13 protein-coding genes are annotated in these 20,905 nt (G+C 73.2%); 5 read left to right on the top strand and 8 right to left on the bottom strand.

Features of this window, described 5'->3' with window-relative positions:
* The first annotated feature begins 55 nt into the window (after window positions 1–55).
* Complete coding sequence (locus tag SZN_RS16430) at window positions 56–298, top strand: mycoredoxin (RefSeq protein WP_007496343.1); 243 nt, start codon at window positions 56–58, stop codon at window positions 296–298.
* Window positions 299–380: 82 nt separating this feature from the next.
* On the opposite strand, the gene nudC is transcribed toward SZN_RS16430, so the two are convergent.
* The 5 genes from nudC to SZN_RS16405 form a co-directional block, all read right to left on the bottom strand.
* Complete coding sequence (nudC, locus tag SZN_RS16425) at window positions 381–1,322, bottom strand: NAD(+) diphosphatase (protein WP_007496342.1); 942 nt, start codon at window positions 1,320–1,322, stop codon at window positions 381–383.
* 132 nt (window positions 1,323–1,454) lie between these two features.
* On the bottom strand, window positions 1,455–2,858 hold the full coding sequence (locus tag SZN_RS16420; protein ID WP_043731117.1) for a dipeptidase: 1,404 nt from the start codon (window positions 2,856–2,858) through the stop codon (window positions 1,455–1,457).
* 10 nt (window positions 2,859–2,868) lie between these two features.
* Complete coding sequence (locus SZN_RS16415) at window positions 2,869–6,348, bottom strand: ATP-dependent helicase (protein ID WP_007496340.1); 3,480 nt, start codon at window positions 6,346–6,348, stop codon at window positions 2,869–2,871.
* Window positions 6,349–6,467: 119 nt separating this feature from the next.
* The gene (locus SZN_RS16410) at window positions 6,468–9,932 is read right to left on the bottom strand and encodes an ATP-dependent helicase (RefSeq protein WP_078508652.1); all 3,465 of its coding nucleotides are present in this window, start codon (window positions 9,930–9,932) and stop codon (window positions 6,468–6,470) included.
* Between the two features lie 260 nt (window positions 9,933–10,192).
* Window positions 10,193–10,600 (bottom strand): MGMT family protein, encoded by a 408-nt coding sequence (locus SZN_RS16405; protein ID WP_007496337.1) that lies wholly within the window; start codon window positions 10,598–10,600, stop codon window positions 10,193–10,195.
* A 186-nt stretch (window positions 10,601–10,786) separates the two neighbouring features.
* Here SZN_RS16405 and SZN_RS16400 point away from each other — a divergent pair, with 186 nt between their 5' ends.
* From SZN_RS16400 to SZN_RS16385, 4 genes are all read left to right on the top strand, one after another.
* Complete coding sequence (locus tag SZN_RS16400; RefSeq protein WP_007496335.1) at window positions 10,787–13,555, top strand: lysylphosphatidylglycerol synthase transmembrane domain-containing protein; 2,769 nt, start codon at window positions 10,787–10,789, stop codon at window positions 13,553–13,555.
* Between the two features lie 152 nt (window positions 13,556–13,707).
* Window positions 13,708–15,252 (top strand): alpha/beta hydrolase, encoded by a 1,545-nt coding sequence (locus tag SZN_RS16395; RefSeq protein WP_007496333.1) that lies wholly within the window; start codon window positions 13,708–13,710, stop codon window positions 15,250–15,252.
* Window positions 15,253–15,415: 163 nt separating this feature from the next.
* Window positions 15,416–16,963: an alpha/beta fold hydrolase gene (locus SZN_RS16390; protein WP_007496331.1), complete on the top strand. Its 1,548-nt coding sequence runs from the start codon at window positions 15,416–15,418 to the stop codon at window positions 16,961–16,963.
* Window positions 16,964–17,127: 164 nt separating this feature from the next.
* On the top strand, window positions 17,128–17,364 hold the full coding sequence (locus tag SZN_RS16385; protein ID WP_007496330.1) for a chaplin: 237 nt from the start codon (window positions 17,128–17,130) through the stop codon (window positions 17,362–17,364).
* A 99-nt stretch (window positions 17,365–17,463) separates the two neighbouring features.
* Here SZN_RS16385 and moeZ read toward each other — a convergent pair whose 3' ends face one another.
* From moeZ to SZN_RS16370, 3 genes are all read right to left on the bottom strand, one after another.
* Window positions 17,464–18,642, bottom strand: coding sequence for an adenylyltransferase/sulfurtransferase MoeZ (moeZ, locus tag SZN_RS16380; RefSeq protein WP_007496328.1), 1,179 nt, complete (start codon window positions 18,640–18,642; stop codon window positions 17,464–17,466).
* Window positions 18,643–18,705: 63 nt separating this feature from the next.
* Complete coding sequence (locus SZN_RS16375; RefSeq protein ID WP_007496326.1) at window positions 18,706–19,536, bottom strand: spherulation-specific family 4 protein; 831 nt, start codon at window positions 19,534–19,536, stop codon at window positions 18,706–18,708.
* Complete coding sequence (locus SZN_RS16370; protein WP_007496324.1) at window positions 19,524–20,540, bottom strand: SDR family oxidoreductase; 1,017 nt, start codon at window positions 20,538–20,540, stop codon at window positions 19,524–19,526. The genes SZN_RS16375 and SZN_RS16370 overlap by 13 nt, the downstream gene beginning before the upstream one ends.
* Window positions 20,541–20,905: the final 365 nt, after the last annotated feature.

Raw genomic sequence — 20,905 nt, 5'->3', positions numbered from 1 at the left:
TACGTTCCTCCACCGGACGACCTGTTCCCCGAGCCATCGAAGGAGCGCGCGAGACATGCAGGGCACTGTGACGATGTACAGCACCACCTGGTGCGGCTACTGCCAGCGGCTGAAGAAGCAGCTGGAGCGCGAGGGCATCGCGTACACCGAGATCAACATCGAGCAGGACCCGGAGTCCGCGACGTTCGTCGAGAAGGCGAACGGCGGGAATCAGACGGTCCCGACCTTGCTCTTCGCGGACGGTTCGACGCTGACGAACCCCTCGCTGGCCCAGGTGAAGCAGAAGATCGGCGCGTGATCCACGCCTCGGGGAGCTGAGGCTTGCTGCGACAGAGGTGGCCGTCCGTGCCCGGACGGCCACCTTTCTCGTGCGCCCCGCGTCAGACGCCGCGGGTGGGCAGCGGCTTGCCGTACCAGAGCTCGATCAGGCGGGCCGCGATGGAGATGCCGTACGGCGGCAGCACCTCGCCGGACTCGAAGGCGGCCCGCAGTTCCTCGCGGGAGAACCAGCGGGCCTCGTGGATCTCGTCGCCGTCGACCTCGACCTCGGTGGTGGTGGCGCGGGCCATGAAGCCCAGCATGAGGCTGGAGGGGAAGGGCCAGGGCTGGCTGGCGACGTACTCGACGTGGCCGACGGTGATGCCGGCCTCCTCGGCGACCTCGCGGCGCACGGCCTGCTCGATGGACTCGCCCGGCTCGACGAAGCCGGCCAGTGTGGAGAAGCGGCCCTCGGGCCAGTGCACCTGGCGTCCGAGCAGGACGCGGTCCTCCTCGTCGGTGACAGCCATGATCACGGCGGGGTCGGTCCGGGGGTAGTGCTCGGCACCGCACGCCGGGCAGCGGCGGATGTGGCCGGCGGCGGCGATCACGGTGCGCTCGCCGCAGCGGGAGCAGAAGCGGTGGGTGCGCTGCCAGTTCTCCAGACCGACGGCGTGCACCATGAGGCCCGCGTCGCGCGGGGACAGCAGCAGGCCCGCCTCACGCAGCCCGGCCGGACGCGCGGACTGGTCGATACGGCCGGGCAGGGCGTCCTTCTGGAGGGCGAAGTAGCTGACGCCGTCCTGGTCGATGCCGAGGAAGTAGCGGTGCGCCTCGGTGAGGGGGGCCTCGAAAGAGGGGGTCATGACGAGCTCGGTACTGCCGTCGGCCGTCTCGTCGACGAGGACCTGGCCGCCGGAGACCACGAAGCAGCGGGTCGAGGGGTGGCTCCACGCCGCCGCGAGCCAGGCTTCGTCGAGCCGGTGGTGTGCGGCGCGGTCGATGCCGCTGGGGTCGGTGAGCGAGACGGGTCGGTCGGCGGTGTGGTCGGTCCAGGTGGTCACGGGTGCTTCCAACTCCCCCAGTGGAACGGTGTGCTTCGGCGGGCGGATCGGCGGGCGGTGCCGCGGCGGGAGAAGACCGGGTGCGGGGCGGCGGTTCCAGTCTGCCCCGCGCGCGAGGGCGCACGGGACGGCTCAGGGGGCATGACCCCAGCTCGCGGCGAGGTCGCCCCACAGGTACGCGGATGTCTCGACGCCTTTGAGGAGCAGCGCCAGCTCGACCTTCTCGTTGGGGGCGTGCCAACCGTCGGAGGGGACGGAGATGCCGAGGAAGAGCACGGGTGCGCCGAGGACGTCCTGGAGGTCGGCGGCCGGTCCGGAACCGCCCTCGCGCGTGAAGCGGACCGGGCTGTCGAAGGCGCGGCCCATGGCGCGTACGACGGACTGCAGGGCCGGGTGGTCGAGCGGTGTCAGACAGGGGCGGGTGGCGCCGCTGAAGGTGATCTCGCTGCGGATCCCGGCGGGGACCTGATCGGCCGCCCACGCGCGGACGGCCTTCTCGATGTGGTCGGGGTCCTGTCCGGCGACCAGCCGGAAGGAGAGCTTGACCATGGCGGAGGACGGGATGATCGTCTTGCTGCCGGGGCCCTGGTAGCCGCCGCCGATGCCGTTGACCTCGGCGGTGGGGCGGGCCCAGATCCGCTCAAGGGTGCTGTGGCCGGCCTCGCCGTGGGCGGCGTGTGACTTGGCGGTGTGCAGCCACCGCTGTTCGTCGAAGGGCAGCTCGGCGAAGAGTTCGCGCTCGCGGTCGGTGAGTTCGACGACGCCGTCGTAGAAGCCGGGGACCGCCACGCGCGCGTGCTCGTTGTGCAGGGCGGCGACCAGCCGGGCGACGGCGGTGGCCGGGTTGGCGACGGCGCCGCCGAAGGAGCCGGAGTGGATGTCCTGGTCGGGGCCGTACAGCCGGATCTCGCACTCGGCGAGTCCGCGCATGCCGGTGCAGACGGTCGGGGTGTCCTCGGCCCACATGCCGGTGTCGGAGACGATCACGGCGTCCGCGGCGAGCCGGTCCGCGTGCCGTTCGACGAGGGCGCGGAAGTGCGGGGAGCCGGACTCCTCCTCACCCTCGACGATCAGCTTCAGGTTGACGGCCGGGGCGGTGCGGCCGGTCGTGGCGAGGTGGGCGCGTACGCCGAGTGTGTGGAAGAACACCTGCCCCTTGTCGTCGGCCGCCCCGCGCGCGTACAGGCGTCCGTCGCGCAGGACCGGCTCGAAGGGGTCGCTGTCCCAGCCGTCCTCCCGAGCGGCGGGCTGCACGTCGTGGTGGCCGTAGACGAGGACCGTGGGCGCCGCGTCGTCGCCGGAGGGCCATTCCGCGAAGACGGCGGGCGCGCCCTCGGTGGGCCAGACCTCGACGATCGGGAAGCCGGTCTCTCCCAGCTTGGCGGCGAGCCAGTCGGCGCTGCGGCGTACGTCGGGCGCGTGGTCGGGCCGGACCGACACGGAGGGGATGCGCAGCCATTCGGAGAGGTCGTCGAGGAAGGCGGCGCGGTGCTGCTCGATGTACGTACGGACGGCGCTGTCCGGGGTCGGGCTCATGGTCACGAGCCTATCGGCCCGCGCCGACATCCCGCGGGGGCGGTTGCTCACACTCCGCCTCGCCGTCCGGCTCCCCGGTGAGCAGCCGTTCGAGGGCGGCGCGGTCGGGCAGGTCGCGCGGGCGGACGACCTCTCCGGTGCGCACGTAGAGGAAGGCGGCGTCGACCGAGTCGAGGGGCACGCCCTCCTGCTCGGCCCAGGCGAGCCGGTACAGGGCCAGCTGGAGCGGGTCGGCGGTGCGGGCGCGGTTGGTCTTCCAGTCGACGATCTCGTAGGTGGCGTCGTCGCCGACGCCGTCCCTGTAGACGGCGTCGATCCGGCCGCGCACGACACGGCCGGCGATCGCCACCTGGAACGGGGCCTCGACGCGGTACGGCGTGCGATGGGCGTACGCGGACCGCTCGAAGGCGTCCTTGAGGGCTTCCAGATCGCGTTCGTCGGCGATCTCGGCGTCGCTGCCCGGCAGGTCGTCGGGCTCCAGCAGGGGCAGGGTCAGCTCTTCGAAGCGGGCCTCGACCCAGGCGTGGAACCGGGTGCCCCGGCGTGCGGCGGGCTGCGGAGGGCGCGGCATGGGGCGTGCGAGTTCCTGGGCGAAGGCGTCGGGGTCGGCGGCGAGCCGCAGCAGTTGGGACGCGGTCAGCGACGCGGGAAGCGGTACGTCGGTGACGCCCGCGCGGGCGCGCAGCAGCTCCCCGGTCAGGGCATCGAGGTCACGGTCCCAGGAGGCGATGGCGCGGGCCTCCTCCGGAGTCAGGGGCTCGGTCACGTCTTCCGCGTCGACGGTGCCCGGCGCGTCCGGGCGGGAAGGCGCCGGCGGTTCGGGGGCGGCCGCCTGGTGCGGGATCGCGGGCCGGTCGCTGGTCCAGGAGTCCCAGTCGCCGGCGTCCTCCTCGGTGTCGTCCTCGGGAAGGCCGTCCGGCGGCGGGGGCCGGTCCGGATCCTCGTAGCCGTCGGCCACGCGCGCGGGGGGCGGTCCGTCGCCGTCGCGGGTCAGGTCCTCCAGACGGGCCAGGACGGTCGTGGCGGCCGCGCGCCTGCGGGCGAGGGCGTCCGGGTCCAGCGGCAGGGGCCACACCTGGTCGGCGCTTCGCGTGTGCAGGGCGGGGTTCTCGTCGTCCTCGCCCGGCTCGTCGGCCCACGCCTCGATCTCGCCGTACCCGGCGGCGCAGTGGTCGTGGAGCGCCATGAGGAAGCCGGAGGGGCCGCGGGGTCTCTTCTGGGTGGGACCCCACCAGTGGCCGGAACCGAGCAGCAGGGACCGAGGGCGGGTGAAGGTGACGTATCCGAGGCGCAGTTCCTCGGTGTGCTGGTGGTCCTTCATGGCCTCGTGGAAGTCCTTCAGGCCGCGGGAGTCCCAGGAGAGGACGTCGGGGAGCGTGTCGGCGTCGCCGCGCAGGGCGTGCGGGACGACCTTGCCCTGGGCGGTCCACTTCTCACGGCCCTGTGTGCTGGGGAAGGTGTTCACGACCAGGCCGGGGACGGCCACGACATCCCATTCCAGCCCCTTGGACTTGTGCGCGGTGAGCACCTTGACGGTGTTCTCGCCGCCGGGGAGGGCGTTGTCGAGGCCCTTCTCGTACTGGGCGGCGGTGCGCAGGAAGGCGAGGAAGGCGAGCAGGGTGGCCTCGTTGTCGCCGGCCGCGAACGAGGCGGCGACGTCGAGGAAGTTGGACAGGGTCTCGCGGCGGCGGGCGGCCAGCGCGTGCGGGGACGCCGACAGCTCCACCTCCAGGCCGGTGACGGCGAGAACGCGGTGCAGGACGTCCATCAGCGGGTCGGACAGCGAGCGGCGCAGGTCGCGCAGTTCGGTGGCGAGGCGCGCGAAGCGCACGCGCGCGTCCGTCGAGAACGGCAGCCCGTCGTCGTCCCGCTGCGTGTCGAGCGGTGTTTCGAGGAAGGTGTCGAGGGCGTCCGCGAGGGAGATCACCTCGGCCGGGTCGACTCCCTCGACGGCCTGGGCGAGCCTGCGGTCGGGGTCGTCGTCGCCGTCCACGCGCGCGTGCGAGACGAGCCGCCGGGCGCGGCGCCCCAGGAGGGCGAGGTCGCGCGGGCCGATGCGCCAGCGCGGGCCGGTGAGCAGCCGGACCAGGGAGGCGTTGGCCCCCGGGTCCTGGAGGACCTCGCAGACGGCGACCAGGTCGGCGATCTCCGGCAGGTGCAGCAGGCCGGACAGGCCGACGACCTCGACGGGGACGTCACGGGCGACGAGCGCGCCCTGGATCTCGGCGAAGTCCGTCGCCGTGCGGCACAGGACGGCGATCTCGCCGGGCGCCTTGCCGGTGCCGACGAGGTGGGCGAGGGAATCCGCGATCCAGTCGATCTCCTCGGCGTGGGTGGGCAGCAGGGCGCAGCGCACGGTGCCGTCGCGTTCGGCCCCGGGGGCGGGCCGCAGCGCCTCCACGCCCGCGTGCAGGGCGCGCAGGGGTTCGGCGAGGTCGTTGGCGAGGTCGAGGAGGCGGCCGCCGCTGCGCCGGTTCTCACTGAGTGCCTGGCGGGCGGCGGGCCGGCCGTCGGTGTCGGCGAAGTGCTCGGGGAAGTCGTCGAGGTTGGCGACGGAGGCGCCGCGCCAGCCGTAGATGGCCTGGCAGGGGTCGCCGACGGCCGTGACGGGGTGGCCGGTTCCGCCGCCGAACAGGCCCGCCAGCAGGACGCGTTGAGCGACGGAGGTGTCCTGGTACTCGTCCAGGAGGACGACGCGGAACTCCTCGCGCAGGATGCGGCCCACCTCGGGGACCTGGGAGAGCCGCGCCGACAGGGCGATCTGGTCGCCGAAGTCGAGCAGGTCGCGCTCGCGTTTGGCGGCGCGGTAGCGGAGCACCAGTTCGGCGAGTTCCCGGCGGGCCGCGGCCGTCTCGGGGACCTTGCGCAGGTCGGCGTTGGTGAGCTTGGCGCTCTGGAGAGTGAGCAGCAGCTGCGCGTCGTGGGCGCGCAGCGCCTCGGGCCGTACGAGGTGTTCGGCGAGTTCGGCATCGAGCGCGAGGAGGTCGCTGACAAGGTCGGGGAAGCCTCGGGTGAGGGCCGGGTACGGGCCGGGGGCTTCGCGCATCACGCGCGCGGCGAGCTGGTAGCGGGTGGCGTCGGCGAGCAGGCGGGAGGTCGGTTCGAGGCCGATGCGCAGGCCGTGGTCGGCCAGCAGCCGGCCGGCGAAGGCGTGGTACGTCGAGATGACGGGCTCGCCCGGCGGGTTGTCCGGGTCGATGACGTCGGGGTCGGTGACGCCGGCCCTGACGAGCGCCTTGCGGACGCGTTCGGCGAGTTCGCCCGCGGCCTTGTTGGTGAAGGTCAGGCCGAGGACCTGGTCGGGTGCGACCTGCCCGGTGCCGACCAGCCAGACCACCCGTGCCGCCATCACCGTCGTCTTGCCGGAACCGGCGCCGGCGACGATCACCTGCGGGGCGGGCGGCGCGGTGATGCAGGCCGTCTGCTCCGGCGTGAAGGGGATGCCGAGGAGTTCCTTGAGCTGGTCGGGGTGGTCGATACGGGCGGACACCTGACAGAGGCTAGCCGCGGCCACTGACAGCGGAGGCCGCGTCGGCCGACGGGCGGGAAGAAGCGCAGGTCAGGATCTTGGGTGCGATCCATCACGCTTGTCCCGCCGGCCGCTCGCCCTCACTCGACCACGTGCCGTCCCTCGGGGCGCGCGCTGCACGAGGCGCGGAACGCGCAGTGGGTGCAGTGCTGGCCGGTGCGGGGGGCGAACCGTTCGTCGAGGACCTTGCCCGCGGCCGTGGCGAGCAGATCGCCGACCCACCCCCCTTCGGGGCCCTCGGAGCCGTCGGGGCCGTTCAGGGGCTGCTGCCCCTGCACCTTCGGCAGCGTCTCACCGCCGTCGCGTCGGGCGGCGCCCTGGCGCAGCTGGACGAGTTCGGCGCCGCCCGGCCGGGGCCGTTGGCCGCCGAAGGCGTCGTCGACCGCGCCCTCGCGCACGGCGAGCTGGTAGACGGCGAGCTGCGGGTGGCGTGCCACCTCGGCGGCGCTGGGTGCCTGCTTGCCGGTCTTGAAGTCGACGACGTAGGCGCGGCCGTCGCCGTCGGCCTCGACGCGGTCCATCTGGCCGCGGATGCGCACCTCGAAGTCGCCCGCCCCGAGGGTCACGTCGAAGTCGTGCTCGCTGGCCACGGCGGTGCGTCCCGCGCGGTCCGTCACGTGCCACTGGAGGAAGCGTTCGAGCGCCACGCGCGCGTTGGCCTTCTCCTGCTCGGACTTCCAGGGCGCGTCGAAGGCGAGCGCGTTCCACACGGAGTCGAGGCGTTCCATGAGGACGGCGAGGTCGGCCGGGGTGTGCCCGGAGGCGACCTCGTCGGCGAGGACGTGCACCACGTTGCCGAAGCCCTGGGCCGCGGTGGCGGGTGCGTCGGCCTTCACCTCGCGGCCCAGGAACCACTGCAGCGCACAGGTGTTGGCGAGTTGGTCCAGGGCGCTGCCGGACAGGACGACGGGCTGGTCGCGGTCGCGCAGCGGCACCTTGGACTCGGTCGGCTCGAACATGCCCCACCAGCGGTAGGGGTGCGCGGAGGGCACGAGCGGGCGGCCGTCGTCGTCGGTGAGCGCCGCCAGCCGGGCCAGCCGCCGGGCCGCGGCCTGCCGGAGGGCGCCGGACACGCGCGGGTCGACGGTGGTCGCCCGCAGTTCGGCGACGAGCGCTGCGACGGACAGGGGGCGGCGGGGGCGGCCGGTGACGTCCCTGGGCTCCACGCCGAGTTCGGTCAGGAAGCGGGAGGGCTGGTCGCCGTCGTCCGCGGGCGCCTTGACCGCCGTCACGACGAGGCGCTCACGCGCGCGCGTGGCGGCGACGTAGAACAGGCGTCGCTCCTCGGCCAGCAGGGCGCCCGGAGTGAGTGGTTCCGCGAGTCCGTCGCGGCCGATGCGGTCGGCTTCGAGCAGGGACCCGCGCCGGCGCAGGTCGGGCCACAGCCCTTCCTGGACGCCGGCGACGACGACCAGGCGCCACTCCAGCCCCTTGGAGCGGTGGGCGGTCATCAGGCGCACCGCGTCGGGGCGTACGGCGCGGCGGGTGAGCGTGTCGGCGGCGATGTCCTCGGCGTCGACGCCCTCCAGGAAGTTCAGGGCCCCGCGGCCGCCGGTGCGCTCCTCGGCGCGGGCCGCCGCAGCGAACAGCGCGCACACGGCGTCCAGGTCCCGGTCGGCGTTGCGGCCGGCCGCTCCGCCGCGCCGGGCGGCGCGTTCCAGGCGGGTGGGCCAGGGCGTGCCCTCCCAGAGGTCCCACAGCGCCTCCTCGGCGGTGCCGCCGTCCGCGAGGCGCTCGCGGGCCTTGCGCAGGAGGGCGCCGAGCCGCTGGGCGCCACGCGCGTACGTGGGGTCGTGCACGGTGAGCCGCTCCGGCTCGGCCAGCGCCCGCGCGAGCAGTTCGTCGGAGGGTGGCGGCACGGCGTTGCCGGCGGCCCGCTCCTCCTCGCGCAGGGCCCGTCCGAGGCGGCGCAGGTCGGCGGTGTCCATGCCGGCGAGGGGGGAGGCCAGCAGGCTCAGGGCGGTCTCGGTGGCGAGCCAGCAGGGCTCGGCCGTCCCGTCGGCCGCCTGCGCGTCAGGACCCGCCTCGGCCTGGGCCGCCCCGCCCGCGACCTCCTCGACCTCCGTGCCCGACGCCACCTCCGCCTGTGCCTCAGTGCCCGACGCCGCCTCCGCCTGTGCCTCCGCGACCTCCGCCCCGGAACCCGCATCGGCCTCCGCCGTGGCCACCGCCCGCAGGGCGGCGAGCAGCGGCGCCACTGCGGGCTCGTGGCGCAGCGGCAGGTCGTCGCCGTCGATGTCCAGCGGCACCCCGGCGGACGTCAGCGCGCGGCGCACGGTCGGGATGGTGCGCGCGCCGGCGCGCACCAGGACGGCCATCTCGCCCCAGGGCACGCCGTCCTCCAGGTGCGCCCGGCGCAGGATGTCGGCGATGTTGTCCAGTTCGGTGCCGGCGGTCGGGTAGGTGTACACCTCGACGTGGCCGCCGTCGCGGACCGGGGCCAGGTCCCGGTGGGCGCGTGCCTTCTGCGCCGGGAGCCGGGTCAGGGGCATGCGCTGGGTCAGCAGCCGGGTGGCGGCGAGCAGGGCGGCGCCGGAGCGGCGTGCGGTGCGCAGGACCTCCACGCGCGCGGGGCGGCCGTCGGCGCGGGGGAAGGTGTCGGGGAACTCCAGGATGCCGTTCACGTCGGCCCCCCGGAACGCGTAGATCGACTGGTCGGGGTCGCCGAAGGCGACCAGGGTGCGGCCGTCGCCCGCCAGCGCGCGCAGCAGCCGTACCTGGGCCGGGTCGGTGTCCTGGTACTCGTCGACGTACACCGCGTCGTACCGCGCGGCGAGGCGCTCGGCGGCCCCGGGGCGGCGGGCGAGCAGCACCGCGCGGTGGACCAGTTCGGCGTAGTCGAGCACGCCCTGGAGGTCGAGCACGTCGAGATACTCGGCGAGGAAGGCGGCCGCGGCACGCCAGTCGGGGCGGCCGATGCGGCGGGCGAAGGCGTCCAGGGCGTCCGGACCGAGACCGAGTTCGCGGCTGCGGGCGAGGACGGCGCGGACCTCGTCGGCGAAGCCCCGGGTGGTCAGGCAGGCGCGCAGTTCGTCGGGCCAGCGCACATGGGCGAGCCCGAGGCGCTCCAGGTCCGGCTGGCCGGCGAGCAGGTCCCGTACGGTCACGTCCTGCTCGGGGCCGGACAGCAGCCGCATCGGCTCCACGAACAGATCGCTGTCCTGGTGGGCGCGGACCAGGGCGTAGCAGAACGAGTGGAACGTGGTCGCTTGGGGCGCGCGGGCCGCACCGATGCGCAGCGCCATGCGGTCGCGCAGTTCCACGGCGGCCTTGCGGCTGAACGTGAGGACCAGGATGCGCGCGGGGTCCGCGCCCCGGGCGATGCGGGCCGCCACGGACTCCACCAGGGTGGTGGTCTTCCCGGTGCCGGGACCGGCCAGGACGAGCAGTGGTCCCGCGCGGTGGTCAACCACGGAGCGTTGCGGCGCGTCAGGACGAGGGGGAGCCATGTGCGCGACAGGGGTGCGTACGAGCCGGTAAGCGCCACGGGCCCCCTGTCGCACCGCGGGGTGCGACGGGCGCCTGGTGGAGAAAGAGGAGCTCACGTGGTTCGCCGGTCCTGGTGGGTGTGCTGATGGGTCGCCCCACGCGCGGGGAGAGCGGTGGCCGCGGGGTGAGGGGGACGCGCGCAGCCGACGCTACGCCGCGGGACGGTACGGAAGCAGTGCTTCCGGTCCATCCCCCGGGGCACTCGCGGCACGTGCGCCCCCCGACCCTCGAACGTACGTCATGCCACGGACGTCCCCTGCTTCCCCCATACGGATCACAGGCGGTACGGCGGCGGAGCGTCCGAGGGCGGAAGCTGTCAGGTGTGACCTTGCGCGCGTGCGCCCCCGTCCCAGCGCGCACCCTTCATGTCGAGGCGCGGCAGGTGCCCCTGGGCGGCCCTGCTCGCCTCCCTCAGCGGCGTGCCCTCCGCACGGTAGTGGTCCAGGGCTCTGAGTTCGTGGCCCGGGAGCAGGGCGCCGTCCGCGCGCACCACCCGCCACCAGGGGACGGCACCCCCGTACAGGGCCATGACGCGGCCGACCTGGCGGGGCCCGCCCTCCTCCAGCCACTCGGCCACGTCCCCGTACGTCATGACACGGCCTGCGGGGATCAGTTCGGCGACCTCAAGGACCCGCTCGGCGTACTCCGGCAGGGCGTCCGACGTCCGCGGGGGGCCGTCGCCGTACTCCGGTCGGGCGTCGTACGGAAGGCTCTCGTGGCTCATTCCGCCCATCGTGCCTCACCCCGCCGACAATGTGACGCGCTCGCCACTGTGCGTAGCCCTCGCCCTGCGGCCAGGCTTCGGGCAGACTGTGCGCCCCCGCATTTGCACCCTGATGCCCCCGTGTGTCGGTGGGGCATGCCACCATCGTGCGGGCGGTGACCGGTGATACGAGACCAAGAAGAGGCGATGAAGCAGCAGGGTGTGCACCCGGAGGGGGCGGAAAGCACCTCTGAGGGTTCGCCGCGCCCCGACGCCTCCGAGGCCGCCACGAAGGACACCGCAGGTGAGCGGGGGGACACCGGGAGTGCCGACGGCGCGGAGGCCCGCCGCGCGGATGTCGGTGACGGGAGCCCGGACGGCTCCGGCGAGGGGAACACCGACGCGGTCGAGGGCGACGAACCGCTGCTCCCCGCGCGCGTGCACCGCCCCTCCGACCTCATGCGGCTCCTGGTGGGCCTGCTCGGCATCGCGGTGCTGCTCGCCATCGCCGCCTTCGCGCACGGCACCACCTCGGGCCTGGAACAGGACATCAACAAGGGCACCGGCCAGGCACCCGACGTCTTCAGCAAGCTCGCCGGGCTCGTCTCCAGCATCGCCATCCTGCTGGTGCCCGTCGCCTTCGCGATCGAACGGCTGATCAAACGGGACGGGCTGCGGATCGCCGACGGCGTCCTCGCCGCCGTCCTCGCGCACGGGGTGACCCTCGCCACCGATCTGTGGGTCGCGCGGGCCGCTCCGGAGTCCATCAGGGACGCCCTCACCCAGCCCTCCCCCGCCGACCTCGCCTCGCTCACCGATCCGGTGCACGGCTATCTCGCCCCGGTCATCGCGTACATGACGGCCGTCGGCATGTCCCGCAGACCCCGCTGGCGTGCGGTCCTGTGGGCGGTGCTGGTCCTGTACGCGTTCTCCATGCTGGTCACCGGCTACACGACGCCGTTCTCGATCATCCTGACGCTGATGATCGGCTGGACCATCGCCTACGGCACGCTGTACGCGGTCGGCTCCCCCAATGTGCGGCCCACCGGGCGGACCCTGATGGCCGGGCTGCGGCACGTCGGCTTCCGTCCGGTCAGCGCGGCCCGCGAGGAGGGCTACGACAGCCAGGAGAGCGGCGACCGGGGGCGGCGCTACCACGTCACCCTGGAGGACGGGCCGCCGCTGGACGTGACGGTCGTCGACCGGGAGCAGCAGGCCCAGGGGTTCTTCTACCGCGCGTGGCGCAATCTCACCCTGCGCGGCTTCGCCACCCGCAGCAGCCTGCAGTCCCTGCGCCAGGCTCTGGAGCAGGAGGCTCTGCTCGCCTACGCGGCCATCGCGGCCGGTGCCAACGCGCCCAAGCTGATCGCCACCTCGGAGCTCGGCCCGGACGCCGTGATGCTGGTCTACGAGCACATCGGCGGGCGCACCGTGGACTCGCTGCCGGACGAGGAGATCACCGACGGCCTGCTGCGGGACACCTGGCTCCAGGTGGAGGCGCTCCAGTCGCGGCGTATCGCGCACCGCAGACTGGCGGGTGACGCCATCCTGGTGGATCGTTCCGGCAATGTGATCATCACCGACCTGCGGATCGGCGAGATCGCGGCGAACAACCTGCTGCTGCGCATGGACATCTCGCAGCTGCTGGTGACGCTCGGCCTGCGGGTCGGCGCCGAGCGCGCGGTGGCCTCCGCCGTGGGCGTGCTGGGCCCCGACGCCGTCGCCGACTGCCTGCCGATGCTCCAGCCCATCGCGCTGACCCGCGCCACGCGCGCGACGCTGCGCCGGCTCGCCCGGGAGCGCGCGGAGCGCGAGCGCGAGGCCGTCCTGGAGGCGTCGCGGCACGCCAGGCAGGCCCGCAGCGAGGGAACGGCTGACGAGCCCGGCAAGCCGGACAAGAAGGCCGTACGGGCGCAGGCGCGGGCCGAGAAGCGGGCCATGGACGAGGCGCTCGACGAGGCACGCGAGGAGGACCTGCTCAGCCAGATCCGCCACCAGGTGCTGCGGATCAGGCCGCAGGCGCCGGTCGAGCCGGCCCGTCTGGAGCGGGTGCGGCCGCGGACCCTGATCAGCATCATCGCCGGTGCCATCGGCGCGTACTTCCTGCTGAGCCAGCTCACCCACATCGAGTTCGGGCCCCTGGTGGCGAACGCCCAGTGGGGCTGGGTGGCCGCGGCGGCACTGTTCTCGGCGGCCAGCTACTTCGCCGCCGCCCTGGCGCTCCTCGGGTTCGTGCCCGAGCGGGTGCCGTTCCTGCGGACCGTGGCCGCGCAGGTCGCCGGATCCTTCGTGAAGATCGTCGCGCCGCCCGCGGTGGGCGGTGTCGCCCTCAACACGCGCTTCCTCCAGCGCTCGGGAGTGCGGCCGGGGCTCGCGGTGGCGAGCGTGGGCGCCTCCCAGCTGTTCGGCCTGGGCTGCCACATCCTGATGCTGCTGTCCTTCGGCTATCTCACCGGCACCGAGAAGACGCCCTCACTGTCGCCGTCCCGGACGGTCATCGCCGGTCTGCTGACGGTCGCGGTGCTGGTGCTCGTCGTCACCTCGGTGCCCTTCCTGCGGAAGTTCGTCGTCACGCGCGTGAGGTCGCTGTTCGCGGGTGTCGTGCCGCGCATGCTCGACGTCCTCCAGCGGCCCCAGAAGCTGATCACCGGCATCGGCGGCATGCTGCTGCTGACCGCGGTCTTCGTGATGTGCCTGGACGCCTCGATCCGGGCGTTCGGCAGCGAGGGCACCTCGATCAGCATCGCCAGCGTCGCGGTCGTCTTCCTCGCGGGCAACGCGCTCGGGTCCGCCGCACCGACCCCGGGCGGCGTCGGCGCCGTGGAGGCGACCCTGACCGTCGGTCTGATCGCCGTCGGCCTGCCCAGCGAGGTGGCCGCGCCCGCGGTGCTGCTGTTCCGGCTGCTGACCCTGTGGCTGCCCGTGCTGCCGGGCTGGCTGGCCTTCAACTATCTCAGCCGCAAGGGCGCGTTGTAGCCCGGCGCGGCCACCGGGTCGCGTACGCGGGCCGGGGTGCGGCGCGCGGCACGCGCGCGGGGGCAGCGCACACGCGGCCGGGGCGGGACCCTTCGTACCTCGTACGGACCGCGCCCCGAGCGCCCCGCACCGGGCGACCGCAGGATGGGACCATGGCGAATCCTCCCCGGCCGCGTGCCGCTGCCCTGACCGCCGCCGCCCTGCTGGTCTCCGCACTGCTGGCGGGATGCGCCGAGAACTCCGGGGACCAGGACCTCACGGCCCAGAAGCTGGACTGGAAGGACTGCCCCGCACCGGACCAGGCGCAGGGCGGCGGCGGCAGCCCGTCACCGCTGCCGGACGACGGCACCTGGCAGTGCGCGACGATGAAGGCGCCCCGCGACTGGAGCGACCCCCAGGGCGACACGATCGGCATCGAGCTGATCCGGGTGAGGTCCACCGGCGAGGAGAGCCGCCGCATCGGCTCGCTGATCTTCAACTTCGGCGGCCCCGGCGGCTCGGGCGTCACCACGCTGCCCGCCTTCGGCGACACCTACGCGAAGCTGCGCACCCGCTACGACCTCGTCAGCTTCGACCCGCGCGGGGTCGGCCGCAGCGCACCCGTGCGGTGCGAGGACGACCAGCAGCTCGACGCCTACTTCCAGCAGGACGGGACACCCGACGACGCGGCGGAGCGCACCGAGTTCGTGAACAGCACCAAGGCGTTCAACAACGCCTGCAAGAAGAACTCCCAGGGGATGCTGCCCAACGTGCGCACCACCGAGGCGGCCCGCGACATGGACCTGATGCGCCAGGTCCTCGGCGACGACAAGCTGTACTACTTCGGCATCTCCTACGGCACCGAACTAGGCGGCGTCTACGCACACTTGTTCCCCAAGAAGGTCGGGAGAGCCGTGTTCGACGCGGTGGTCGACCCCACGCAGAACCCCGAGCAGAGCGCGCTCGGCCAGGCCAGGGGCTTCCAGCTCGCGCTCGACAACTTCGCCGCCGACTGCACCTCCAAGACGGAGGACTGCCCGATCGGCGACACCCCGCAGGACGTCAGGGACCGCATCGCGAAGCTGCTGAACGACCTGGACCGCAAGCCGATCAAGGGCATCTTCCCGCGGGAGCTGACCCAGACGGCCGCCACCGGCGGCATCGCGCAGGCCCTGTACTCACCGGACTTCTGGCCCTATCTGACCCAGGGGCTGGAGGAGGCGTACGGCGGGGACGGCAGCACGCTGATGCTGCTGTCGGACTCCCTGAACGGGCGCAGCGAGAACGGCGAGTACAGCAACATCACCGCCGCCAACGTCTCGATCAACTGCGCCGACGACAAGCCGCGCTACTCCACCGAGTTCGTGGAGGGGAGGCTGCCCGCGTTCCGGGCCGCCTCCCCCGTGTTCGGGGATTACCTCGCCTGGTCGATGCTCAGCTGCACCGACTGGTCCGTGGCGGGCGCGGCCGACCATCCCGACGTGAGCGCGCCGGGTGCGGCGCCGATCCTCGTCGTGGGCAACACGGGCGACCCGGCCACGCCCTACGCGGGGGCCCGGCGGATGGTGCGGGCGCTGGGTGACGGGGTCGGCGTCGAGATGACGTACAAGGGCCAGGGGCACGGTGCGTACGACAGCAAGAACCGGTGTGTGCAGGGCGCGGTGAACGGATACCTCCTGGACGGGAAGGTGCCGGCCGCGGGCACGGTCTGCTCCTGAGGCGCGAGGGCCGCGCAGCCGAGGCGAACGATCAGCACGCAGGGGGTAAATGCGCTGGTCAGAGAGTTATCCACAGGGTCCCGCGGCTGATTCTCACTCCGCCTACCATGGTCGGACCGCCATCCGCGGCACGGTGCGGACGGCTTGTGAGGGGGGACGTGACATGGCAGGTCTCGTACGGTGGGCCGCCCTGCTGGCCGCCGCCGCGCTGCTGGCGACGGGCTGCGGCGGCGGCTCGTCGGGCGGCCCCGAGGCCGGCGGCGGGCCGGGAGGGGCGAGTTCGCCTCCGACGTCCGCCGACGGGCCGGCCCCGCTGCCGGCGTCGCTGACCTCGCAGAAACTGGACTGGGGGGAGTGCAAGGCTTCCGAGGGCTCCCCCGCGCCGGGGGGCGGGTGGCGGTGCGCGACGCTCAGGGCGCCACTGGACTGGTCGAAGCCGAAGGGCAGGACGATCGGCCTGGCGCTGATCCGCGCCGAGGCTACCGGCGGAGACCGCATCGGCTCGCTGCTGTTCAACTTCGGCGGCCCCGGGAGCTCGGGACTGTCGACGATGCCGTGGTACGCCTCGTACACCGCCGAACTCAACAAGCGCTACGACCTGGTGAGCTGGGACCCACGGGGCGTGGGCGCCAGTGCGGGCGTGCGCTGCCGCGGCGACGAGGAGGTCCAGGCGTCCGAGTCCGTCGACGTCACACCCGACACCCCGGACGAGGAGCGGGCCTTCCTGCGGGACGCCGCGGCCTTCGGGCAGAGCTGCCGCAAGGCCGAGGGGCAGTTGATGGCCCATGTGTCGACCACCGACACCGCCCGCGACATGGACCTGATGCGCCAGGTCCTCGGCGACGGGAGGATGCGGTACTTCGGTATCTCCTACGGCACCGAACTCGGCGGTGTGTACGCCCACTTGTTCCCGAAGCGGGTGGGCCGGCTGATCCTGGACGCCGTCGCCGACCCGAGCGCGGACTCCGCGGGGCACGCCGAGAACCAGGCCCGGGGCTTCCAGCGGGCGCTCGACAACTACCTCAGGTCGACCGGGCAGGACGCCGGGTCGGGCACCCGGAGGATCGCGGCCCTGCTGAAGAGGATCGACGCGCGCCCGCTGCCGACGTCCTCGGACCGCGAACTCACCGAGACCCTCGCCCTGACGGGCATCATCAGACCGCTGTACAGCAAGGCGGGCTGGCCGGTCCTCACCCGCGCGCTGGAGGGTGCCGAGCGGGGCGACGGCACCCGGCTCCTGGCGCTCGCCGACGAGTACAACGACCGCAACCCGTCCGGGCGTTACGGCACGGGGGCCCAGTCGCAGCGTGTCATATCGTGCCTGGACGACAAGCAGCGGCCGACGCTCGCGCAGACGCGGAGACTGCTGCCGCGCTTCGAGAAGGTGTCACCGGTGTTCGGTCCGATGCTCGGCTGGGACACGGTCGGCTGGTGCTACGGCTGGCCGGTGGCCGGGCGGTCCGCGACCCCGGAGGTGAGTGCGGCGGGCGCGGCCCCGATCCTGCTGGTCGGCAACACCGGTGACCCGGCGACACCCTACGAGGGCACCCGCAGGATGGCGGACGAGTTGGGCAAGGGCGTCGGCGTGACGCTCACGTGGAAGGGCGAGGGCCACGGCGCGTACGGGAAGGGCAGTTCCTGCGTCGACTCCGCGGTGAACGCGTATCTGCTGGAGGGCACGGTGCCGAGGGACGGCAAGGTCTGCGGCTGACGGGGCGGGTCCGCTCCGGAGGGCGGGCCGGGGCGAGAGCGGCGGGGACCGTGGGCGCTGCGGTGAACGGGTGAAGTCCGTAGGCACACCGGGTGACGCGGCGGGACATTCCTCTGCTTCCGGGCAATGCTGGTCCGAGATCGATCACGCATGGAGGACTCAGCATGCTGCGTAGCAAGGCCACGGCAATGGCTGCCATCACCACCGCGCTCCTCGCCGTCCCCGTCGGCACCGCCGTCGCGGACAGCAACGCCGAGGGAGTGGCCGCCAACTCGCCCGGCATCGTGTCGGGCAACCTCGTTCAGGCGCCTCTCCACATCCCGGTGAACGTCTGCGGCAACACCGTCAACGTCATCGGCGCGCTGAACCCGGCCTCCGGCAACTTCTGCGCCAACGTCTGAGCGGGGCGCTCCCCGCCGGAGAACGACCGAAGCCCACGGTCTCTGCACTCGTCAGAGCCGTGGGCTTCGGCGTGTCCGCCGGTGGGACGGGAGGAGCGGTCAGTAGACCGGCTTGTCCGGTTCGATCTGGTTGACCCAGCCGATGACGCCGCCGCCGACGTGGACGGCGTCGGCGAAGCCCGCGGACTTCAGCACCGCGAGGACCTCCGCGCTGCGGACACCCGTCTTGCAGTGCAGGACGATCTTCTTGTCCTGCGGAAGGCTCTCCAGGGCGGTGCCCATGAGGAACTCGTTCTTCGGGATCAGGCGGGCGCCGGGGATCGAGACGATCTCGTACTCGTTGATCTCGCGGACGTCGATGATCTCGATGTTCTCGCCGTCGTCGATCCACTCCTTGAGCTGCTTGGGAGTGATCGTGGAGCCGGCGGCCGCCTCCTGGGCCTCCTCGGAGACGACGCCGCAGAAGGCCTCGTAGTCGATGAGCTCGGTGACGGTGGGGTGGTCGCCGCAGACCGCGCAGTCCGGGTCCTTGCGGACCTTGACCTGGCGGTACTGCATCTCCAGGGCGTCGTAGATCATCAGACGGCCGACCAGGGGCTCACCGGTGCCGGTGAGGAGCTTGATGGCCTCGGTGACCTGGATGGAGCCGATCGACGCGCACAGCACGCCGAGGACGCCGCCCTCGGCGCAGGAGGGGACCATGCCGGGCGGCGGGGGCTCCGGGTACAGGCAGCGGTAGCAGGGACCGTGCTCGGACCAGAAGACGGACGCCTGGCCGTCGAAGCGGTAGATGGAGCCCCACACGTACGGCTTGTTCAGCAGCACGCAGGCGTCGTTGACCAGGTAGCGGGTGGCGAAGTTGTCCGTGCCGTCGACGATCAGGTCGTACTGGCTGAAGATGTCCATCACGTTGTCGGCTTCGAGCCGCTCCTCGTGGAGGACCACGTTCACGTACGGGTTGATACCGAGGACGGAGTCGCGCGCGGACGCGGCCTTGGAGCGGCCGATGTCCGACTGGCTGTGGATGATCTGGCGCTGCAGGTTCGACTCGTCGACCTCGTCGAACTCCACGATGCCGAGGGTGCCGACGCCCGCGGCGGCCAGGTACATCAGCGCCGGCGAGCCCAGGCCGCCGGCGCCCACACACAGGACCTTGGCGTTCTTCAGCCGCTTCTGCCCGTCCATCCCGACGTCGGGGATGATCAGGTGGCGGGAGTACCTGCGAACCTCGTCTACGGTGAGCTCGGGGGCCGGCTCGACCAGGGGTGGCAGCGACACGGGGACTCCGTTGGTCGGTCGATCACTACGGTTGTTCTCCGCGTAACACTGCCACGGCCTTTTTCATTCCGAGACACCCGTTCCGATCCGCGAGACGATCTCGTCCCAGTAGCCGGGCATGGTCTCCCAGGGGTCGGTGCGTCCGCCCCGGTCGGTGCGGTCCGTGAACCAGATCGTCGCGGCGCCCTGCCAGCGCGCGATCCGCAGCGCCTCGTCGAGGTGTCCGCGCGGCACTCCGTGGACCAAGTGGCAGAAGCGGTCGGGCGGGTGGTCGGCGGTCCACTCGGCCACCTGCGACCAGCGGTAGTCCGCCCATGGTCCGCGGAACGTGACGAGCTGGTCGGCGCACTCGGCGTAGCCGGGGTGGGGGTGGGTGCCGTGACCGAGGACGATGTGGGCCTTGTCACGCAGCGCGCGCAGGGTGGTGATCGTGCGTCGGATCTCCGGGAGCCGGGCCCGGTCGCTCGGGCAGTGGTCCAGGAGGAAACCGTCGACGCGGTACCAGTCGGCGTAGCGCCGGGCCTCGGAGATGAGCTCGCCGAAGGCCCGGTCGCCGCGTGCGACGTGTGGGCGGGGGTCGCCGCGGCGCGGGCGTGCGGTGCCGAGACGGAGTTCGGCGGGGCCGCCCGCGACCGGGCGGGCGGCGTTCAGGCGGCCGAGGACGCGTACGCCCGCGTTGCGCAGGCGGCCCGCAGCTTCCAGGCAGTGCGGGTCGGGGCGGGTACCGGGGCCGTCGGCGACGTCGAGGACGGCCCAGTGCACGGGGGTTCCCGGACGGGTGAGTTCGCCCCATTCGCCGGGTGCGAGCAGGGGGTGGGCGTAGCCGGGGATGCCGAGGCCGGTGTGCAGGCCCGTGTGCGCCCTGTCGGCCTGGGTGCCGGTCAGATGCGGCATGCCGCCTCCATCCAGATGTCGCCCAGGGACTCCTCCAGGTTGATGCGCGGGCGCCAGCCGAGGCGGTCGCGCGCCGTGCGTACGTCGGCCTGCTGCCAGCTGCCGCAGCCGTCCGGGTAGGCGATGGGTGCGTTGTGGGCGGCGTGCGTCGCGTGGGCGGCGTGCGTCGGGTGAGGGGGGTGCGCGGTGTGGGCCGGGTGGTCCGGGTCGGGGCGGGGGTGGCCGATCGTCGCGCGCAACGGGTTGGGGGGGCCGTCGAGTTCGTGCAGGGCGCCGCCGTAGCCGGCCACGCGCGCGAGGACGGCGGCGGCGTCGCGCAGGCGTACGGCGCGGCCGGAGCCGATGTTGATGACGCCCTGGGCCGCGGAGAGGGACGCGGCGTGCACGGCGCGGGCGACGTCGCGGACGTCGATGAAGTCGCGCTGGGCGCCCAGGCCGGTGAGCTTGAGCTCGCCGTCGCCCGACTGCATGGCGCGGCGCATCGCTTCGGCGAGGCGGCCCAGCGGGGAGCCGGCGGGGGTGCCGGGGCCTGCGGGTGAGAAGACGCGCAGGACTACGGCGTCCAGTCCGGAGCCCAGGACGAGTTCGGTGGCGGCGAGTTTGCTGACGCCGTAGGGGCCGCCGGGGCGGGGGACGGCGTCCTCGGCCGTGGAGGAGCCGGGCTGGCTCGGGCCGTACTCCGCGCCGCAGCCGATCTGGACCAGGCGGGCACCGCAGCCGCTGCGGCGCAGGGCCTCGCAGACGGTGGCCACCGCGACGGTGTTGTGGCGGGTGAGTTCGCGGGCGCCGCCTCTGGTGGCGCCCGCGCAGTTGATGACGACGCCGGGGTGGACCGCGTCGAGGAAGCGGGTGAGGGCGCCGGGGCTGCCGGAGGCGAGGTCGAAGCGGACGTCGGCGTCGTCGCCCCGCCCCAGGGCGGTGAGCTGGACGGCGGGGTCGGCGAGGAGGCGGTCGGCTACGAAGCGGCCCAGGTAGCCGTTGGCTCCGATCAGCAGGACTCTCATCGGACGGCTCCCGGGGCCGAGCGGTGGTCGGATCGGGAGGTGATCATTTGGGGGTTCTCCTTCTTCCACGTGGTGCCTGGGGCCGGGGGCCTGGGCGGGGTGTGCGGTGGGTCCTGCGGGGCTGTGGGGTGCCGGTGGGGGTGCCTCGGCGCCTGTGTCGGTCTGTGGTGCCTGTGGTGGTCCATGAGGGCTTCATGCCGGTGGCGGTCTGGGGGCTTGGGTCGCGCCCGTGCGGTGCGTTGTGGTGCGGGGCCGTGCCGGGGGTGTCCGTCCTCGGTCCGGCGGGGCCCCGGGATGGGTGGTGCAGCCTCTTTTGACGCCGGACGCCGGACGCCGGACGCCGCGGGCGGGCACCCCCGGGCACG

The organism is Streptomyces zinciresistens K42 (assembly GCF_000225525.1).
Lineage (GTDB): Bacteria > Actinomycetota > Actinomycetes > Streptomycetales > Streptomycetaceae > Streptomyces > Streptomyces zinciresistens.
This window is presented reverse-complemented; position numbering and strand designations above follow the sequence as displayed.

Coding starts and splice junctions, on each gene's coding strand:
- SZN_RS16430 (WP_007496343.1), top strand. CDS start 56: ATGCAGGGCACTGTGACGATGTACAGCACCACCTGGTGCGGCTACTGC.
- SZN_RS16420 (WP_043731117.1), bottom strand. CDS start 2,858: ATGAGCCCGACCCCGGACAGCGCCGTCCGTACGTACATCGAGCAGCAC.
- SZN_RS16405 (WP_007496337.1), bottom strand. CDS start 10,600: ATGAGCCACGAGAGCCTTCCGTACGACGCCCGACCGGAGTACGGCGAC.
- SZN_RS16400 (WP_007496335.1), top strand. CDS start 10,787: ATGAAGCAGCAGGGTGTGCACCCGGAGGGGGCGGAAAGCACCTCTGAG.
- SZN_RS16395 (WP_007496333.1), top strand. CDS start 13,708: ATGGCGAATCCTCCCCGGCCGCGTGCCGCTGCCCTGACCGCCGCCGCC.
- SZN_RS16390 (WP_007496331.1), top strand. CDS start 15,416: ATGGCAGGTCTCGTACGGTGGGCCGCCCTGCTGGCCGCCGCCGCGCTG.
- SZN_RS16385 (WP_007496330.1), top strand. CDS start 17,128: ATGCTGCGTAGCAAGGCCACGGCAATGGCTGCCATCACCACCGCGCTC.
- SZN_RS16375 (WP_007496326.1), bottom strand. CDS start 19,536: ATGCCGCATCTGACCGGCACCCAGGCCGACAGGGCGCACACGGGCCTG.
- SZN_RS16370 (WP_007496324.1), bottom strand. CDS start 20,540: ATGAGAGTCCTGCTGATCGGAGCCAACGGCTACCTGGGCCGCTTCGTA.